Raw genomic sequence first — 18,262 nt, forward strand, 5'->3', positions numbered from 1 at the left:
CCCGCTCGCGACGGGACTATCCATTGATTTAAACCCAAACACTCCACCGGGCCGCGATCACCATCCGAGTGTAGGAAACGTCAACACCCGCGCCGAACGGCACGGGTGTCCATCGCAAAACCGCGTTGATGTATCAGGCAAACAGGCTCAACAACACACTGTTGGTTCCTGCACCGCTACCTGTCGCGCTCAGCGACAGATAGCGATCTCGAATAGTCTCGATGGTTTCGTCTTCCAGCAGCTCGGAAACGATGGATGTTCCAAAAAACGCCTCAGTACGTTCTTGAAGATCACTGGACTGACGGTCGATATCCAACGCGCCAAACGAGTTTGGCAGGTTCAAAACCACTTCAAACACTTCACGCAACGGGTTCGAGGCGATTACAGAGAACCAATTGGCTTCGTTCGTGCCGCCTGCCTGAACAATGCTTTCCAATCCTGTCTCAAAACCCAATGCAAACCGCATGGTTGGATCCACGTTACCAACCGATTCCAAGAATTCCTGATCCAAATAACGGTCTACAAGTGCCTGTGCAAAGCCATCGGGATACTCAATCACCTCTTCCTCAACGGGTTGAGGAATATTAAACGCACGGGCGAAGTTTTCGAACCTTGGATCACGCTGGCTGACGAAATTCGCAAACGAGTTCGGGTCGCTCAGATCCGATTCTAGGATCCGCCGCAAATAGTCCTGCTCGTAGGTATTTTGGGTGGCGTCAGTGCCGTCGGTATTGATCTGGAAGAATTCAAGGCCAAAGAAATCCGGCGCGTTCAGCAAGAAGCCAAAATTACCGAAATAATCGCCCGCCTCTTCCAGCGGTTCACCCGCCGCCGCAATCATATCTTCCAACAGACCTTCAAACGGCTCGGGCGGCTCGTCGCCCTCGGGCGTGGCGGCGATCAGCGCCGCGCGCTCAACACGGTCTGGGAATTCAAATGCATTGGCAAGTGCCGCGAACCGCTTGTCCTCCTCGAGGTTTGCAACAGAGTTTTCGTCATCCAGGTCGGAATTCAGCACCTCGCGCAGATAGTCGAGATCATCCTCAGCTGCACCATCCAGCCCAAACAAACCCAGCGCCGCCTGCAACATATCCGGACGATCAAACAGATCATCCACGGATTGCAGCTCTACGACCTCATCACCGAACACATTCGCAAACCCATAGATCGTACTTGCATCTTCAAGCGCAGCGGCCTGTTTGCCTTGCAGGTCAAAGGCTTCCGCAAATCTCACCAGGTTTTCGTTGTTCATCCGGTTCACAAAGGACGTCGGATCAGACAGGTCGGACTCCAGCACGCTTTTTAGAAACGAGGTGTTATTCTCAAATTGCTCAATGCCGTAAAGAGCCAGTGCTTCGCGCAACACCAGGCGATCCTGCGACCGCTCCCCGGCGAGGAACTCATCAACATCATCGTAGTTCGCAAGCTCTTCCACAACTGGTTCACTGGCAACAAAGCTGCTGAGCCGTGGCCCGCCCGCGCCCCCAAAGTTAAACGCGGTTGCCAGTTCCAGATAACGCGAGTCAGACAACCGGTTCGGCAGCGAGTCGCTGTCAAACGGGTCAGACTCAAGCACTTGGCGGATCAGCCCGGTATTGCCGATTTCATCCTGCAGACCAAAGGCGCCCAGAACCACAGCCAACACATCGCGATCCGCCATCAGATCGTCAACGGATTGAACCTCGTTGAGCTTCTCCACAAAACCATCGGTTTCCCGTTGTACAACAGAGGAGTTCGCCAGCCGCTCTGTCTGCTCTTCGCGGGTATCAACAAGATACTGATATCCAGTCAGACCAGTACCGATAAGAATAGGGGAGAAAATCATTCCGACACCTATGAGATCTCATTTAAAATGGCGCAATTGCGTTGCGTTCGCTTCAAAAGGTCCGCGTTGCATATCTGCAATTCACACACCCCTCGGTCGATAACGCTACACAAAACTGCCTAAAAAGAGATTAAGCGCGACGCTCACGCGGCCAGATCTTCAAAGGCCCCGGGCATCATTTCGCTCCAGAACTCCACCATTTCACGTTCAAGCAGTGCCGCGGCCCACCCCGCCCGGCGAAACTCACCGCGTTCCAGCTCATCTTCCAGACGGCTCAGGAACAGGCGTTTGTCCGCATCGCGTTGGGTTGGCGACCGCTCGGCTGCCAGATCGCGGATCCGCTCAAGACGCGCCGCCCGCAGACCGCGCTCACGCTGTTTGATCTGATCGCGCGCAGCCTCACGGCGGGCGGTCTCGGAACGTTCGGCCTCCAGACGGGCCGCGACCTCTGGATCGACCTTGGGCTTCACCGGCGCCTCGTCTTTGTAATCATCGCGCAAAGCCGCTGTCAGGTAGCGCACCGGGCTTTCGATGCCAGATCGTCCACCAAGATAGTCGAGCTTTTCGGCCACGTAATCCTCACCATGTTCGGCGATCCACTGGCGCGCCAGCCGGTCCGACACGCCAACCGCCAACAGCCGCTGGTAAATCGCCCCCTGGCGCACCCCTGCCCCGTCATCAATGTCCAGCATCGCCAGCTGCGGGTTTTCCTTGATCAGAAACCGCACCTCGGCCACCTGCCGGCCCATCTTCTTGAACTCGGGCGTCAGAATAATGTTCGAGGTCTTGTTGACCTCGGTCACCGCCGGTTTGATCACCTTGGCGTTCAAATGTTTGAAACTCTCATAATAGGCGCTGCCCTCGACCCCCATCAGGCGACGAAACAGATCAATAGGCCACCACCCGGTCGACCCGGTCCGCACAAAGCGATAGCAGTTCTCATACAAGGCCAGCGCATGACCACTGGTGAACCGCCGCTGGATGTTGAGGTTGATCAGGGCGAATACCTTGGGGTCGTGCAGCTTTTCCGCCAGCGCCGGGGAATAGGCATACTCACAAATCCCCCCCGCCAGTTTCGCATAGGACAGCAACGACGACACACCCCATTCCTGTCGCCCTTCGGCGTCCAACATATCCCACTCGGCCACGGTTTCCGCCAGCGAGCGCAGCGACTGTTTCAGCGTTTCCATATCGTTGGAATTGTAGCCGACCATCATGCACAGGGTGCGCGCATCGATCTGGTGCTTCTGCTTGGTGGTCAGCGCGTCATAGGCATTGAGCAACAACACATTCGACAGCTTGCGCTGCAACAGCGTCAGCTTGCCGGAAATGTGGATCGCCGCCACGTTCTTCTTCACCGACTGACGCCGCAGGGGGCCGGTCAATTGCGTATGGGGAATGTCGCTCTGCGCCATCGCCTGTCCTATATGGTCTGCTCCCCACCGATTCTGTGCGGCAGGTGTGTTATGGGCTGACTATGCCACAAAAAGGCACCCACGCTCAATCCTGTCTTGGGAACCCTTCATAGGAACCCGTTTGCAGGATACCCTCTTCCCGTAGATGGGTTCCTTTGGCATCCTGCCTGTGGAAAACTCTGTCCCCTTGCGCGAATTCAAGGTATCAAGAACCGCAAACGGAGTCTTAAAGCCGCTATTTAGAGCCAAACCGGGAATCGGCACCCCTCTTCCTGAGAATCGGACCCCTTCCCCCTGCATGCGGGTGCCACCGGTCCTGCATCCGGGTACCCCAATAACTGGAAACGGGTACCCAATGGGCCGTTAGGCATTGATATATAATAATAATCCTGACGCAAAGATTCTAAAGTAATTACAAGAAATACAAGTTTTATGCAGCCCGTCGTCGTTTCTTTTTGAAGGAATACAGGGGTTTCGCTGCGAAACCTCCCCGAATTGGCCCAGAACGGCTAAATCACATTCGCTGCAATTCTCCGATTCACAGCCATGCCAAGATGTGCGATGATTTGCACGATAACGCCACAAACAGGCGATCTGACCGAGGCACAGCACACATGGCTAAGAAACCCGATACCCCCTTGCCGCCCTATTTCAATTTGGACCCAGAAGCCGCCGCTGGCAAGCTTGGACCATTGGTGGACACCGCACGATTTGCCAAAGCCGCCGCACTCGCCGGGCGCGGACGTGATGATTTGGCCAAACGTGGTTATTCTCCGGATGGCCAGAAACGGCTGCGCAAATTCTCCACCTGGGAGATCTGCCGCTACCTGATCCCCGTCCAGGCCGCCCACCTGCGGCGCGTGTTGAACAAACATCCCGAGCTGCCCCAGGGCGAAGGCAGCGCAGGCTCACGCTGGTTCACCCTCGAAGAGGTGCTGAAACTGCGCGACCATTTCGCCGAAGAAGGCGTCAGCACCAAGGAGTATCGCCCCTATCGTCCACAAAACCTTAACGCCAAGACCGTAGCGGTTGCGAATTTTAAAGGGGGCGTTGGTAAAACCTCTACCGCGGCGCATCTGGCGATGTCTGCGGCGCTGGACGGCTACAAGGTTCTGGTGGTGGATCTGGACAGCCAGGGCTCGATGACATCGATCATGGGCGGCGATGTGCCGGATGAATGGAGCACGGTCTTCCCCCTGCTCGCCCGTGATTACGCCGAACATCTACAGGCAGAGAACAAGATCCGCGCCGCTGCCGGTGACTCGGAATTGCCGCTGGATGAGACCCTAACAGAGGCTTTGCAGGTTTCGTTGCGCGATGTGGTGCAGAAAACCCATTGGCCCAATATCGATCTGATCGGCGCCCAGCTGAACCTCTATTGGGCCGAATTCCAGATCCCGGTCTGGCGCATGGGACTGCGCAATTGGCCCCTGTGGGACGCGCTCACCGGCGCATTGGAGAAAGGAGGCGCTTTGGACGACTATGACATCATCCTGCTCGATACGCCTCCGGCGCTTGGCTATCTGACGATCAACGCGCTGGCCGCCGCCGATATCCTGATGGTACCGCTTGGGGCGTCGTTCCTTGAATTTGACTCTACGGGTCGGTTCTTTGACATGCTCTACTCCACCTTTGCCTCGATCGAGGATGGTGAAAACGCAGGCCGCCGCCGCGCGGGCCTGCCGGAGATGAAGTTTGAATGGGACGTGGTACGCGCCCTGATCACCCGTTTTGACGCCAGCCAACAAGCGGATCTGGCCAATGTGATCCAGGCCTATTTCGGCGATTTCATGAACGCGCACCGCCAGGACTATACCGCGCTGGTGGGTCAGGCGGGCGAAAGCGTGTCCGGCATCTACGAGGCGGATTACCGCAATTTCAACCGTGAGACCTACACCCGGGGCCGCGAGGTGTTCGACCGCACCTACGCCGAATTCAAAGAGCTGTTGATCGGAGCCTGGTGGCGCGATGCACAGATGGCTGAGGCTGAAGGTGACATGGGAGGTTTCGCAGCGAAACCTCAGGAGGAGGCAGAGTAAATGGCACGACGCAGACAATTAGAGGCCCCATCCGCCGAAGCCCTGAAAGAGATCGAAGCAGGCATCGACCAAGAGCTGAGCCGCACCGCCGTGCGCCCACCAATTGCCGATGTGGTGGCGGACGCCGCCATGCGTGCCTCTCCCCTGCCCCAGGCCGATCGGGAAGCGTACGCCAAAGATAAAGCCGACGCCGAACGCCTGCGCGAGGCCGAGGGCAAAGGCCTGGTGGCGGTAGAAATTCCCATTCACCAGATCACCGCCGACGCGTTGTCGCGGGACCGGATGGAGTTGAACGAGGATGAGATGCAGGAGCTGATGACCTCCATCTCCGTCAACGGGCTGCGCCTGCCGATTGAGGTCTATGTGCCGCAACATGTCGAAGACGGCGCACAATACGGGCTGATCTCAGGCTACCGTCGACTGGCCGCGATCCGCCGTCTGAACGCGATGAGCGGTGGCGAACGCTTCCCCACCATCGCCGCCTTTGTCCGTGATCCCGGCGGTGTCAAAGAAGCGCTGGTAGCGATGATCGAAGAAAATGAGGTCCGCGCGGGCCTCAGCCAATATGAACGCGGCCGCGCGGCGGCAATGGCGGTTTATGACGGCGTGTTCACCAGCGTGGACGAGGCGGTTGCGGTTCTGTTTTCCACCGCCTCCAAAGCCAAACGCTCCAAGATCCGGTCGTTTGCGCTGGTGCATGAGGACCTCGGCGATCTTTTGTCCCACGCAATTGCCTATAGCGAACGCCAGTGTTTGCGGCTGGCCACCGCCTTGCGTGCGGGGCTGACCGAAGACATCCGCGCAGCGCTGGAACGTGCGGACCCCCGCGATGGCGAGGAAGAATGGCTGGTGATGCTGCCCTTGGTCGAACAGGCCGAAGGTGCCGCGCCTGATCCCGCCCGTGGCGGACGTCCCAAAGTGAAGGAAAAGCCGGTGGTCACCGGGCGCGAAAAGATGGCCAACGGCATCGAGATCGCGCGCGAAAGTGGACCCAACGGATATGCAATCCGGTTCTACGGCAAGGAAGTCACCGCCGATCTGGTCGACACGGTGATGGATAGCGTGCGCCATCTGTTGGAACCAAAGTAAGCGGCAGCTGTTGCTAAGATGAAAAAGGCCCGGTCTAACGCCCGGGCCTTTTGCTGTTTGAGCCCATTGAGGTTTCGCAGCGAAACCTATTGAGGCGGATGGCAGAGGCGTTTCGGGGGTTTCATATTTCTGTGCAGCACCTATGACAGAAGCAATGTTTTTACTGGGCCGAAGACTGCGCGGCCAAAAGAATGGATTGTGCCATGACCGATCGTACCGAATTTATCCGAGACCTTGCCGAAGAAGCGGCCGCGTTGGGGCTGAAGCTGCGTCGCGAACAAGGGGCGGATTTTGTCCAGACCAAGGGGCATCAGGACTTTGTTACCTTTGCCGACCGCGCAGTCGAAGAGCTGATCCGCGCCAGAATCGCGGAGCAGTTTCCGGGCGAGGATGTCTTGGGCGAAGAAGAAGGGCAGACCGGTGATGGGCCCAAACTTTGGGTGGTGGACCCGATCGACGGCACGGCCAACTATATGCGTGGTGGCGCGGATTGGGCGGTCTCAATCGCTTATGTCGAAGACGGGGTGCTGAGCCACGCGGCGATCTGCGCGCCGGAATTGGACGTCACGCTGTGGGCGGCAAACGGGCAGGGCGCACAGGTGCGTTATGATGGCGCGGTCAACGCGGTGAAACTGTCGGATTGCACCGACCCAAAGGCCGCGATGTTAATGCTGGGCTGGTCCGGACGCCAGCCGGTTCCTAGCCATGTTGAAACCATCCTGAATGCGTTGGCTGCGGGCATGGAATATCGTCGCAACGGCTCTGCTGTCATCAGCCTGTTGGCGGTCGCGATGGGCCGGGCCGAAGGCTATTGGGAGCGCTACGTCAATGCGTGGGACGTCTTTGCCATGTGGTTGATCCTTGAGGAAGCAGGTGCGGTGATCGAGACCCTGCCGCCGCTGGATTTCATCGGATCGCCCAAGCATTTTCTCGCCATGGTGCCCGCCTTGGAAGCGGATCTGCGCGCCGTTGTCGGGACCTTGCCGCCGGTTGATTGATCGACAGGGGAGGTTTCGCAGCGAAACCTCCCGATGCCCACAGAGAAATTTCCTCCGAATGTGCCACTCAAACAGCTAAAACTGTCTGAAATAAAACCAACGTTGCCTTTGGTGGTTTTGTGCGGTTCCGGCGCTAAGACCTTGGGAAATTAGGCACAATTTGGCGTGATGATATTATGCATACTTGGTCTATCTAACTGAAATACATAAATAATTTGACGTTTTGCAAGTTTGAAGTCGCCGATCTTTCGCGCCATAGTCAGGGGGCGGGTTGATGCGGCCCAATTAAGGTCATCATCTTGCTGGTCGGTGGGACCGGAGGGAAGGGTTGGCGCGGTGCCTTGGGGGAGGCACCCGCCAGCACTTTGACGGTTTTCCTTTGTTGAAAAGATCAACAGGGTCGCAACTCGCCTGCGCTCATGCCCGGTTTCGCAGCGAAACCTGCCTCAATGCGACTCGGCGGCTTTGCGCTTGCAGCATCGCGTTGTCATCTAAGCACCATGAATCTACATTACATCGCGACCGGTCGGCAGTCCCGGCACGCGTTCGTGAGTGAGGGGCGGCCACAGCCGCATGTTTAAATTAGGAGGCCCAAATGCCCGCACATGTTATTTCCACCCAACCCATTGATGGACAGAAACCGGGCACATCTGGTCTGCGCAAAAAGACCCGCGTGTTTATGGAGCCGGGCTATCTGGAAAACTTTGTTCAATCGACATTTGACGCCATCGACGGCGCGGTCGGTAAGACATTTGTGGTGGGCGGCGATGGGCGTTTTTTCAATGCCGAAGCGATCCAGACCATTCTCAAAATGGCGGCGGCCAATGGTGCGGCCAAAGTTGTGGTCGGGCAGGGGGGGCTGTTGTCGACGCCTGCGGCCTCAAACCTGATCCGCAAACGGGGGACCGACGGCGGGCTGATCCTGTCGGCGAGCCACAACCCCGGCGGCATCGATGCGGACTTTGGTATCAAATACAACATCGCCAACGGAGGCCCCGCGCCCGAAGGCGTGACCGGGCGCATCCTGGACCGCACCAAGGTGATCACGGAATACAAAATCTCGGACGCGGCGGATCTGGATTTGACCGCGCTTGGCATCACCGCTCTGGAGGGCATGGAGGTGGAGATCGTCGATCCCGTCACCGACTACCAAGCCCTGATGGAAGAGCTGTTCGATTTCGACGCCATCCGCGCGCTGTTTGCAGGCGGTTTCACCATGCGCTTTGATGCGATGCACGCGGTGACCGGCCCCTATGCCACGGCCATCCTGGAGGGCGCCCTAGGCGCGCCTGCGGGGACCGTGTTGAACGGCGTGCCCAGCGTTGATTTTGGCAAGGGCCACCCGGATCCAAACCCGGTCTGGGCCAAGCCGCTGTATGATATGTTGATGGCGACCGACGGGCCTGATTTTGGCGCGGCCTCGGACGGTGACGGTGACCGCAATATGATCCTGGGCAAAGGCGTCTATGTCACGCCGTCCGACAGCCTTGCAGTGCTCGCGGCCAATGCGCATCTGGCGCCGGGCTATGTGGACGGGCTGGCGGGGGTTGCGCGATCCATGCCGACCTCGGCGGCGGCGGACCGGGTTGCCGCAAAGCTGGGGATCGGCGCCTTTGAAACCCCCACCGGTTGGAAATTCTTTGGCAATCTGCTGGATGCGGGCAAGGCGACGATCTGTGGTGAAGAAAGTGCCGGGACCGGCTCTGATCACGTGCGTGAGAAGGACGGTTTGTGGGCGGTTTTGCTGTGGCTCAATGTGCTGGCCAAACGCGGTGAGAGCGTCGCGGCGATCATGGACGATCACTGGCAGACCTATGGGCGCGATTACTACTCACGCCACGACTACGAAGCGCTACCCAGTGAAGAGGGCGATGCGATCATGACCGATCTGCGCGCGGGGCTTGCGGGCTTTGCGGGGCAAAGCTTTGGCGCATTGACCGTGGCGGCGGCGGATGAGTTTTCGTATCTTGATCCGGTGGATGGCAGCGAAAGCCACAAACAGGGGATCCGGGTGTTCTTTGAAGGCGGCGCGCGGGCCGTGTTCCGCCTGTCTGGCACCGGCACCGATGGCGCGACGCTGCGGGTCTATTTGCAGAACTACATGCCCGGTGACGGCGATCTGCTGCAAGAGACACAGGCCGCGTTGGAGCCCGTGCGGGCGGCGGCCTTTGAAATTGCTGGATTGGCCCGTACAGGCCGGACCGCGCCGACGGTGATGACCTAAACCGATGTGAGGTTGGGAGGGGTCAGAAGCCGCTGACCTCTCTCTGCTCATCGCGTCTGGCCCAAGTGGCAATCGCCTTGATCACCACCTGTTTGCGCACCGGTTTGGTGAGGAAATCCATCATGCCTGCTTCGCGGCAGGCGTCCTCATCCGTGTCCATGACATTGGCGGTGAGCGCCACGATGGGGCAGGGGGGGTGGTTCCTGTCACTCTCGATCTTGCGGATCATCCGGGTCGCTTGCAACCCGTCCATGATTGGCATCGACATATCCATCAACACCATGTCGAACACGCCGGAGCGATAGGCGTCCACGGCGGCCTGACCGTCGTTGCAAAAGGTCATCTGCACACCGGTCGAGGCGAGCATTTTGCGCAGGACCAATTGGTTGGTGCGATTGTCCTCGGCAATGAGAATATTATAGGCGGATAGGTTCGCCTCATCCTTGGGGGTGCGCGCGCTGCGGGCCTGGCTGATGCGATCCGGGTAGAGCGCGCCGATCATGGCTTGCATCAAGGCACCATTGCGGGGTGGTTTCATCAAAGCGGTCACCGATCCGCGTGCCTTTAGGGATTGCAGCGCGGTGACATGCTGGGCATCGGTGGCGAAAATGATCGGCACTGACGCGCGTCCCGCGCTTTGCCATAGCATCATCGAGAAATGCTCAGCAGCTTCGGCGTCCATGCCGGATTCGACAAGCACTAGATCGATATCGGGAGGTAAATCCGGTAGTGCTTTCAACGCACTATCGCAACCGTCGTACCAATGGACGGTGACACCCCAACTGGCCAACAAACGGCTGCGCAGATCGCGGGCAAAGGGTTGGTGGGCGATCAGGAGGATCGACTTTCCAGCCAGGTCATCGCCATATTTAACAAGACGCGGCGACGGCACAAAGGCGTCCTCGGTCAGTGGCAGGCCAAGATGCAGGGTGAAACAGGAGCCATCGCCCAAAGTGGAGGTCGCGGTGATCTGGCCTTGCATGGCCTCGACTAGATGGGTGGAGATCGCCAGCCCCAGACCCGTGCCCTCAAACCGGCGCGCGGTGGTGCTTTCGACCTGCTCAAAGGCCTTGAAAATATGATCCAATTGTTCGGCCGGAATGCCGACGCCGGTGTCGCAAATCGTGACTGTCAGCGGCAGCTCCTGATCGGCGTCGTAAGAGACCGTGATGCCGACGAACCCTTCGGTGGTGAATTTAACCGCGTTGCCGATCAGGTTCATCAGGACCTGGCGAATGCGCCCATTGTCGCCGATGAATTGGCGCGGCGTGTCGTCGGGCACGTCGATGCAGATCTCAATCCCCTTGGCGGCTGCATTGGGGGCGACCAGGGTGGCAACGTCAAACACCACATCGCGCAGGTTGAACGGCTGTTGCAGCAGAACGGTTTTTCCAGCCTCCAGTTTGGAGAAATCAAGGATGTCATTAACGATCCGCAACAGCGCCTCAGAGGAGGCGAGGATAGTTTCAGAATAAGATCGTTGCTCGCTGCTGAGGGGGCTTTCGTGCAGCAGTTCGGCCATGCCAAGGACCCCGTTGATGGGGGTGCGGATTTCATGGCTCATTGTCGCCAGGAAGCGAGATTTTGTTTCTGTCGCCGCCTCAGCCCGGGTTTTTTCGGCCCGCAGGGTGCATTCCATCCGGCGTTTTTCCTGCAACGCCTCATCCAACTGGTTCAGCGCCTGATGCACGGCTTCCAATTCATTTTTGGTGTTGTCGACCTCTGCGGTATCGCGGCGTGCAAGGCTCAGCAGGCGGGTCGAAATGCCAAGAACTGACTGCGACATCTCAGAGGCGCGGCGATAGGCAAAGAGCACCGCGAGGCCCAGAATGGCCAATGTGCTGACCATAGCGACGCCAAAGATGCTCAAAATACGGTGGCGAACGTTTTCAATCACTTGACTGACGAATTCAGCAGAGGTTGCGGCCAGGGACCGGGTGGTCAGGATGACCGTGTTGGCCTGTTGATCCAGCACCAGACGGGTGGGAATATCCGGCCTGCCCGACAGGCCAAGCCGTTGCATCAACAGGGCTTCCCAGCTGTTGAATTCGTGTCGCAACAGATCAATATGCGCCGACAGATGCGGCGGCAGATTCCGGGCAGCGATAACGTTCAGGCTGTTGTGAATGCTGGAGGTGTGGTTGTGGAGGTCCTTTTCCAGCACGCTTGCTTCGACGAAATGGGTCATATCGAGGACTTGGTTCAGATATTCCTGCGCATGTTGCATTTGCGTGCTAAGCCGTTGCGTCTCCCGCGTGATTGTGAGCGCTTCTCGGGCACCGGCATTGGTGCGGGTACTGGCCACGATCACTGTGCCCGACACAACCAGACCACCGCAAAAAATTGCGACGGCCAGGATCATGACGGGTCTTACGATGGATTGTTTGATGCTCATATCGGCGTTCTGGTCTTGGCCCCTCAATTGGAGGGGAGAATGGGAGCTTGCGACACCGAATTGGTGGCGGTCAGCGTGTTAAGAAAGGCGACGATCTCGTTAACTTCACTCTCACTGATCTCAAACGGTTCGATTTCAGTGCGGCGGTTGATCCAGATGGAGCCCCCATTGGCGTAGTGGAGGATGACCCCGCGCAGGTCCGGAATGGATCCGTTGTGCATATAGGGCGCGCGCATTGCGATATTGCGCAGTCCCGGCGTTTTGAACCGAAACTCGGCCTCGGGCGGCTGGCCCGGCAGCTCCCCCTGGCCACGGTCTACGCCGCTGAGGCCGATGTCATGCATGCCGTTGTTGGTGAACAGCCAGCCTTCGTGACATTCGATGCATTTCGCACGACCCCGAAATAGGGCGAAACCGCGCTTGGCCTGTTCAGAAATGGCTTGGGGGTCACCGGCAAGCCATTGATCAAATGGGGAAATGCCGCTGACGATTGTCCGTTGATAGGTGGCGAGGGCTGCGACAATCGTAGCCTCGCTAATCCCTTCATCGGGAAAGGACGCATCGAACCATTCGCGGTAATTTCGTACTTTGTGCAGACGGCGAATGATCGTGTCGAAGTTGGACGCCATCTCATTCGGGTCTTCGATGGGGCCGACGGCCTGTTCTTCCAATGTTGGCGCGCGGCCATCCCAAAACAGGGGCGTGATCCAGGCGGCATTTACGATGCTGGGCGCGTGGCGACGCACCTCGTTCGTTTCATTCGGGACCGGGTGCACCGGCGTTGCCCAGCCAAAAGACGGATTGTGACAGGTAGAACAGCTGATGTTCTGACTGCCCGACAGACGCGGATCAAAGAACAGCATCTTTCCCAATACGGCCACATCATGGCGATAAGGATTGTCGGTGGGATACGGTATGTCATCCGGGCGTTGGAACGCGCTGCGGACCTCTTCGGTCAGATAGTGATCATCGAGAGTGAGCGGCAAACTTGTGGGGGAGACTCCGATTGCATGATCCGCCGACAGCGAATTGGGCGCAAGGGTTGCGACCGCGACTGCAAAAGAAAACAATACAACCCACATTTGTGGCGAAACCTCTCCTCAACCTTTTAACACTAGTGGCGGGAAACAGTTGACCACGGGTAAATCGACCGTCACGACAGCCGATAAAAACGCGTTGAATTGTAAAAATTCCGCAATAGGACTGGCGCTCGCCGAAGACGGACCACCCGGTTTCATGGGCGAGGCGTTCAACGGAGAGAGCGCCCGGTTGGGAATTGCCCTGCGCGTTCAGACCGAGCGGCCAGACCGCGATTGAGGCGCGACCGGGGGGCAATCACCAGAATACCGCCGCCGCTTTTGCCGGGCAGGCTGATATGATAGGCAATGTCGCTAGACCCATCGTAGTGACCACAGGTGAACATCACCGCATTGATCCGGCGCACCGAGTTTGCAGAGATCAGCCGGGGCAGGGTGGGGCGATTTGGTCGAGGGTCTGCTGCAGGGCACGGGGCGGTCTCGGATTCATGTTTGGTTAAACTTTATGCAGATCGCGATATTTCGCCTATATATTGAGCGTGAAGCGTGCTCAATGGGCATTGCAGGCATCAGTCCCTAGAGAGTTTGCAACAGAGGCAGGGCACAGGAACAGTCATGCAGACTCCATTGTCCATTGTTGTTGTGGAGCAGGATCGCGATCGTGCCCTGCAGATCATCGAAAGCTTGAAAGCGCAGGGCCCGCATGAGGTTCTGGTGCTGGCCGAAGAGACCGGCCTGGCACGGCGTATTCAAGAGCGAGACCCCGATATTGTATTGATCGATATCGCCAGCCCGTCGCGGGATATTCTGGAGGAGCTGACACTGGCGTCCGGTCCCCAGGAACGTGCGGTGGCGATGTTTGTCGATGAAAGCGACGAAGGGCTGGCCAAGGCCGCGATTGAGGCCGGCGTGTCGGCCTATGTTGTGGATGGGCTGCGCCCCGAGCGGCTGAAACCTATTGTCGAGGCGGCGATCACCCGGTTCCACATGTTCCAACAGGTGCGTGCAGAGTTGCAGGCCACCAAACGGGCCTTGGAAGAGCGGAAGGTTATCGACCGCGCCAAAGGTATCCTGATGAAGGCCAAGGGGCTGGATGAGGACGCGGCCTATGCCTTGTTGCGCAAGACCGCGATGAGCCAGGGTCGGAAGATGGTAGAAGTGGCCGAGGCCATCGTGACCGCAGCGGGGTTGTTGTCATGAAGGCAAGGCATGTGAAAATCGGCTTTATCCCGCTGCTGGATGTGGCTCCCTATGTGATTGCGCGCGAAATCGGCTTCGCCGAGGAAGAGGCGCTGAGCTTTGATATGCTGAAAGCGCCAAGCTGGTCGACATTGCGCGACTGGCTGGCGATTGGATCGGTGGATGCCGCGCATATGCTGTCGCCGGTGCCGGTGGTGTCGGCCCTGGGGCTGGGCGGGCGGCAAGCGCGTCTGTCGGCCCTGGCGGTGACATCGGTGAACGGCAATGTGCTGGGCGCCAGTGCGGATCTGGTGGCGCGGATGCAGGCCAACGGGTTTCAGAACACCTTTGATGACCCGCATGCGGTGGGCGCGGCGTTGCGCGGTGCGGTGGATGGTAAACTGCGCATTGGCGTGCCGTTTCCATTCTCGATGCATGCGGAGCTGTTGTATTACTGGTTGAGCGCCATTGGCCTGCCTGCGCCGCAGGGGCTGGATGTGCGCACCATTCCACCGCCATTGATGGCCGAGGCGATGGCCGAAGGTGAGATTGAGGCGTTTTTTGTGGGCGAGCCTTGGGGGTCGTTTGCAGTGGAGCGCGGGCTGGGCAGCCTGTTGTTGCCGGGACGGGCCATCTGGGGCGCGGCACCTGAAAAGGTTCTGGCGGTTCGCACCGCCTGGGCGGACGAGAACACCGAGATCGCGGAAGCGCTGGTGCGGGCCCTGTGGCGGGCCAGCCGGTGGTTGGAGAATGCGGAAAACCACGGCACCGCGACCGATATCCTGTCGCGACGTGAATATCTGGATGTGCCGGCCGAAATTCTGGAACGGGGGCTGACCGGCAATATTGTCGTCTCTCCCACCGGGGAGACGCGCCAGTCCAACGATTTTCTGCGCTTTCATGGCGGGGCGACGGGGTTCCCGTGGCGCAGTCAGGCGGCCTGGATCGGACAGAAGATTGCCCAGCGGGTGGGCCTGGACAGTGACACCGCGCGCCGCACCGCCGCTGAAGTGTTTCGCAGCGATATCTACCGCCATGCGCTGGAACCGCTGCATGTGGATCTACCGGGGGCAAGCGAGAAACTGGAAGGGGCGATGGGGGTTCCAACCGAGGTTGCTTCGGCCTCGGGGACCCTGATTCTGCAACCGGACCAGTTCTTTGATGGCCGTATCTTCGACCCATTTCACCTGCCAGAAGGCGGCGAGACGTCCTAACCTTGGTCAAGTTTTGTGCATTTGCAGAAAAATGCGGCTGCAATTGCAGCAATTAAAGTTTGTGCCAGTGCGTGATCTTGACCCTCAGAAGGCCATAGCGGCAGTCTGGATACAGAATTCGGAACAACGATGTTCCACCGACATATGTCTGCCATGGCGTGCAGACATCCAAGCAAAGCCGCTTGATGATTTTGGGCTATCCCTCCTCCCGGCCCGGATGAATCAAGCGGCTTCTTTTTGTTTGGTCCACCCCCATAAGGGCCAACGAACATGTCTGACAGAGGAAGCTAAATGAAACGCATTATCGCAACACTTGCTGCAACGACAGCGCTGGCGTCGCCTGCCCTGGCCGAGTTTTTGGACGTTGAAAAAGATGAACTGAAGTTTGGATTCATCAAACTGACCGACATGGCGCCGTTGGCGGTTGCCTATGAGAATGGTTACTTTGAAGACGAAGGTCTGTTTGTGACCCTGGAAGCGCAAGCGAACTGGAAAGTTCTCTTGGACGGCGTGATTGACGGTCAGCTGGACGGCGCGCACATGTTGGCGGGTCAACCGCTGGCAGCGACCATCGGTTACGGAACTGAGGCGCATATCGTTACGCCTTTCTCGATGGATCTGAACGGCAACGGTATCACCGTATCCAACGAGATCTGGGAGCAGATGCTGCCCCACGTTCCAAAAATGGAAGATGGCCGTCCGCAGCACCCGATTTCTGCGTCAACACTGGCCCCGGTTGTTGAAGACTATAAAGACCAGGGCAAGCCGTTCAATATGGGCATGGTTTTCCCGGTTTCGACCCACAACTATGAAATCCGTTATTGGCTGGCCGCTGGTGGTCTGGAGCCTGGGTATTATTCCACTCAGGATATTTCGGGCCAGATTGGCGCCGATGTTCTGTTGTCTGTGACACCTCCGCCGCAGATGCCAGCAACCATGGAAGCGGGCACCATCTATGGGTACTCCGTGGGTGAGCCTTGGAACCAACAGGCTGTTTTCAAAGGGATCGGTGTTCCGGTTATCACCGACTATGAACTGTGGAAGAACAACCCTGAAAAGGTGTTTGGCCTGTCCAACAAGTTTGTTGAAGAAAACCCCAACACAACACTGGCGCTGACAAAAGCGCTGATCCGAGCTGCGATGTGGCTGGACGAAAACGACAACGCCAACCGCGAAGCTGCGGTTGAGATCCTGAGCCGCTCTGAGTACGTGGGCGCCGACGCAGAAGTGATCGCCAACTCGATGACTGGTACCTTTGAATATGAAAAAGGTGACAAACGCTCGGTTCCAGATTTCAACGTGTTCTTCCGTCACAACGCGACCTACCCGTTCTATTCCGACGCGGTTTGGTATCTGACGCAGATGCGCCGTTGGGGTCAGATCCCCGAAAGCAAAACCGACGCTTGGTTCGACGAAGTTGCCAAGTCTGTTTACAAGCCCGAAGTCTACCTGAAAGCGGCCAAGCTGTTGGTGGACGAAGGTCTGGCAAACGAAGCTGACTTCCCTTGGGACAGCGACGGTTACAAAGCGCCAACACCTGCGGAAGACATCATTGATGGCATCCCGTTTGATGGCAAAACGCCAAACGCCTACCTGGAAAGCCTGCCGATCGGCCTGAAAGGTGACCAGAAAGTTGTCGGCAACGACATCCAAGGCTAAGGCCTGAACTGGACCGGGCGGGGGACATCAGTCGCCCCGCCCAATCGTCCCGGTTCCTATAAATCCCCCTGTTTCTCCCCCTTTAACCGCCGTGAAGGACCCATTATGACCACCGTCGACCCACAATTTGCCGAAGATGAGGCCCGTGCTGCGAAGAAAGAGCGCACATTCGCCCGGATCAACAAGGCGGATGCCTGGTTTCAGGTTTTGGGCCTGGCTTGGCTGACACCGATCTTGAAGGCCGTTGCCGGGGACAATCCCAAAGCGCAAGGCAAGGAAATCTGGCAGCTGCTGGGGGTTCCGGTCTGTGCGATCGCCGCGTTTCTGATGTTGTGGTCCTGGTTGGCGCCGCAGGTTCAAACCTCGCTTGGTGCGATCCCGGGTCCGGCACAAGTGTGGGAACAGGTGGGCAATCTTCACGAAGATGCAAAACGTGAATACGCCAAAGAAGAAGCGTTTTATGAGCGTCAAGACGCCCGGAACGCCAAGCTGATCGCAGATGGCCGCGAAGATCGCGTCAAGGAACGTGCCTACACCGGTAAGCCGACCTATTACGCGCAGATCTGGACTTCGATCAAAACTGTGTTCTTTGGCTTTTTGATTGCGACAGCCGTTGCGGTTCCTATGGGGATTGCGGCGGGTCTGTCCAAGACCGCCAATGCGGCGTTGAACCCGCTTATTCAGATTTTCAAACCCGTCTCGCCGCTGGCGTGGTTGCCGATTGTGACCATGATTGTCTCGGCCACCTATACCACCAACGACGGTCTGTTCACCAAATCCTTCCTGGTGTCCGCGATCACCGTGACCCTGTGTTCGCTGTGGCCGACGCTGATCAACACCGCGCTTGGCGTGTCCTCGATCGACAAAGACCTGGTGAACGTGTCCAAAGTTCTGAAAATGAACACCTATACCAAGATCACCAAATTGGTGCTGCCCTCGGCGCTGCCGCTGATCTTTACCGGTCTGCGCCTGTCCCTGGGTGTGGGCTGGATGGTTCTGATTGCCGCAGAAATGCTGGCGCAGAACCCGGGCCTTGGCAAGTTTGTCTGGGATGAATTCCAGAATGGTTCCAGCCAGTCCCTTGCTAAGATCATGGTTGCGGTTCTGACCATCGGTATCATCGGCTTCCTGCTTGATCGTCTAATGTATGCCATCCAGTCCTTGTTCACCTTTACCAATAACCGGTGA

13 protein-coding genes are annotated in these 18,262 nt (G+C 58.0%); 8 read left to right on the top strand and 5 right to left on the bottom strand.

Annotation, left to right across the window (positions count from 1 at the left end):
- Positions 1–133 precede the first annotated feature (133 nt).
- Together KMP13_RS17560 and KMP13_RS17565 are read right to left on the bottom strand one after the other, a co-directional pair.
- Positions 134–1,825 (bottom strand): DUF1217 domain-containing protein, encoded by a 1,692-nt coding sequence (locus tag KMP13_RS17560; protein ID WP_215267276.1) that lies wholly within the window; start codon positions 1,823–1,825, stop codon positions 134–136.
- Between the two features lie 143 nt (positions 1,826–1,968).
- Entirely contained in the window at positions 1,969–3,240 is a 1,272-nt protein-coding gene (locus KMP13_RS17565; protein WP_215267277.1) for a replication initiation protein, read from the bottom strand.
- Positions 3,241–3,854: 614 nt separating this feature from the next.
- Between KMP13_RS17565 and KMP13_RS17570 the strand changes: the two genes are divergently transcribed.
- The 4 genes from KMP13_RS17570 (at position 3,855) to KMP13_RS17585 (ending at position 9,590) form a co-directional block, all read left to right on the top strand.
- Positions 3,855–5,279 (top strand): AAA family ATPase, encoded by a 1,425-nt coding sequence (locus KMP13_RS17570; protein WP_215267278.1) that lies wholly within the window; start codon positions 3,855–3,857, stop codon positions 5,277–5,279.
- Complete coding sequence (locus KMP13_RS17575; protein WP_215267279.1) at positions 5,280–6,368, top strand: ParB/RepB/Spo0J family partition protein; 1,089 nt, start codon at positions 5,280–5,282, stop codon at positions 6,366–6,368.
- A 203-nt stretch (positions 6,369–6,571) separates the two neighbouring features.
- Positions 6,572–7,366, top strand: a complete 795-nt coding sequence (locus KMP13_RS17580; RefSeq protein WP_215267280.1) for an inositol monophosphatase family protein — start codon at positions 6,572–6,574, stop codon at positions 7,364–7,366.
- Between the two features lie 595 nt (positions 7,367–7,961).
- Positions 7,962–9,590: an alpha-D-glucose phosphate-specific phosphoglucomutase gene (locus KMP13_RS17585; protein ID WP_215267281.1), complete on the top strand. Its 1,629-nt coding sequence runs from the start codon at positions 7,962–7,964 to the stop codon at positions 9,588–9,590.
- Positions 9,591–9,612: 22 nt separating this feature from the next.
- On the opposite strand, the gene KMP13_RS17590 is transcribed toward KMP13_RS17585, so the two are convergent.
- The 3 genes from KMP13_RS17590 to KMP13_RS20675 form a co-directional block, all read right to left on the bottom strand.
- Positions 9,613–11,985: a response regulator gene (locus KMP13_RS17590; protein WP_215267282.1), complete on the bottom strand. Its 2,373-nt coding sequence runs from the start codon at positions 11,983–11,985 to the stop codon at positions 9,613–9,615.
- Between the two features lie 23 nt (positions 11,986–12,008).
- Positions 12,009–13,067 (bottom strand): cytochrome-c peroxidase, encoded by a 1,059-nt coding sequence (locus tag KMP13_RS17595; RefSeq protein WP_215267283.1) that lies wholly within the window; start codon positions 13,065–13,067, stop codon positions 12,009–12,011.
- Between the two features lie 167 nt (positions 13,068–13,234).
- The gene (locus KMP13_RS20675) at positions 13,235–13,429 is read right to left on the bottom strand and encodes a glutaminase (protein ID WP_353055730.1); all 195 of its coding nucleotides are present in this window, start codon (positions 13,427–13,429) and stop codon (positions 13,235–13,237) included.
- A 208-nt stretch (positions 13,430–13,637) separates the two neighbouring features.
- On the opposite strand from KMP13_RS20675, the gene KMP13_RS17605 reads away from it, so the two are divergent.
- From KMP13_RS17605 to KMP13_RS17620, 4 genes are all read left to right on the top strand, one after another.
- Entirely contained in the window at positions 13,638–14,222 is a 585-nt protein-coding gene (locus KMP13_RS17605) for an ANTAR domain-containing response regulator (protein WP_215267284.1), read from the top strand.
- Positions 14,219–15,415 (top strand): ABC transporter substrate-binding protein, encoded by a 1,197-nt coding sequence (locus KMP13_RS17610; RefSeq protein ID WP_215267285.1) that lies wholly within the window; start codon positions 14,219–14,221, stop codon positions 15,413–15,415. The genes KMP13_RS17605 and KMP13_RS17610 overlap by 4 nt, the downstream gene beginning before the upstream one ends.
- 291 nt (positions 15,416–15,706) lie before the next feature.
- On the top strand, positions 15,707–17,074 hold the full coding sequence (locus tag KMP13_RS17615; RefSeq protein WP_215267286.1) for a CmpA/NrtA family ABC transporter substrate-binding protein: 1,368 nt from the start codon (positions 15,707–15,709) through the stop codon (positions 17,072–17,074).
- Positions 17,075–17,179: 105 nt separating this feature from the next.
- Entirely contained in the window at positions 17,180–18,262 is a 1,083-nt protein-coding gene (locus tag KMP13_RS17620) for an ABC transporter permease (protein ID WP_215267287.1), read from the top strand.

It is taken from the genome of Epibacterium ulvae, assembly GCF_018678075.1.
GTDB classification, from domain to species: Bacteria; Pseudomonadota; Alphaproteobacteria; order Rhodobacterales; family Rhodobacteraceae; genus Epibacterium; species Epibacterium ulvae_A.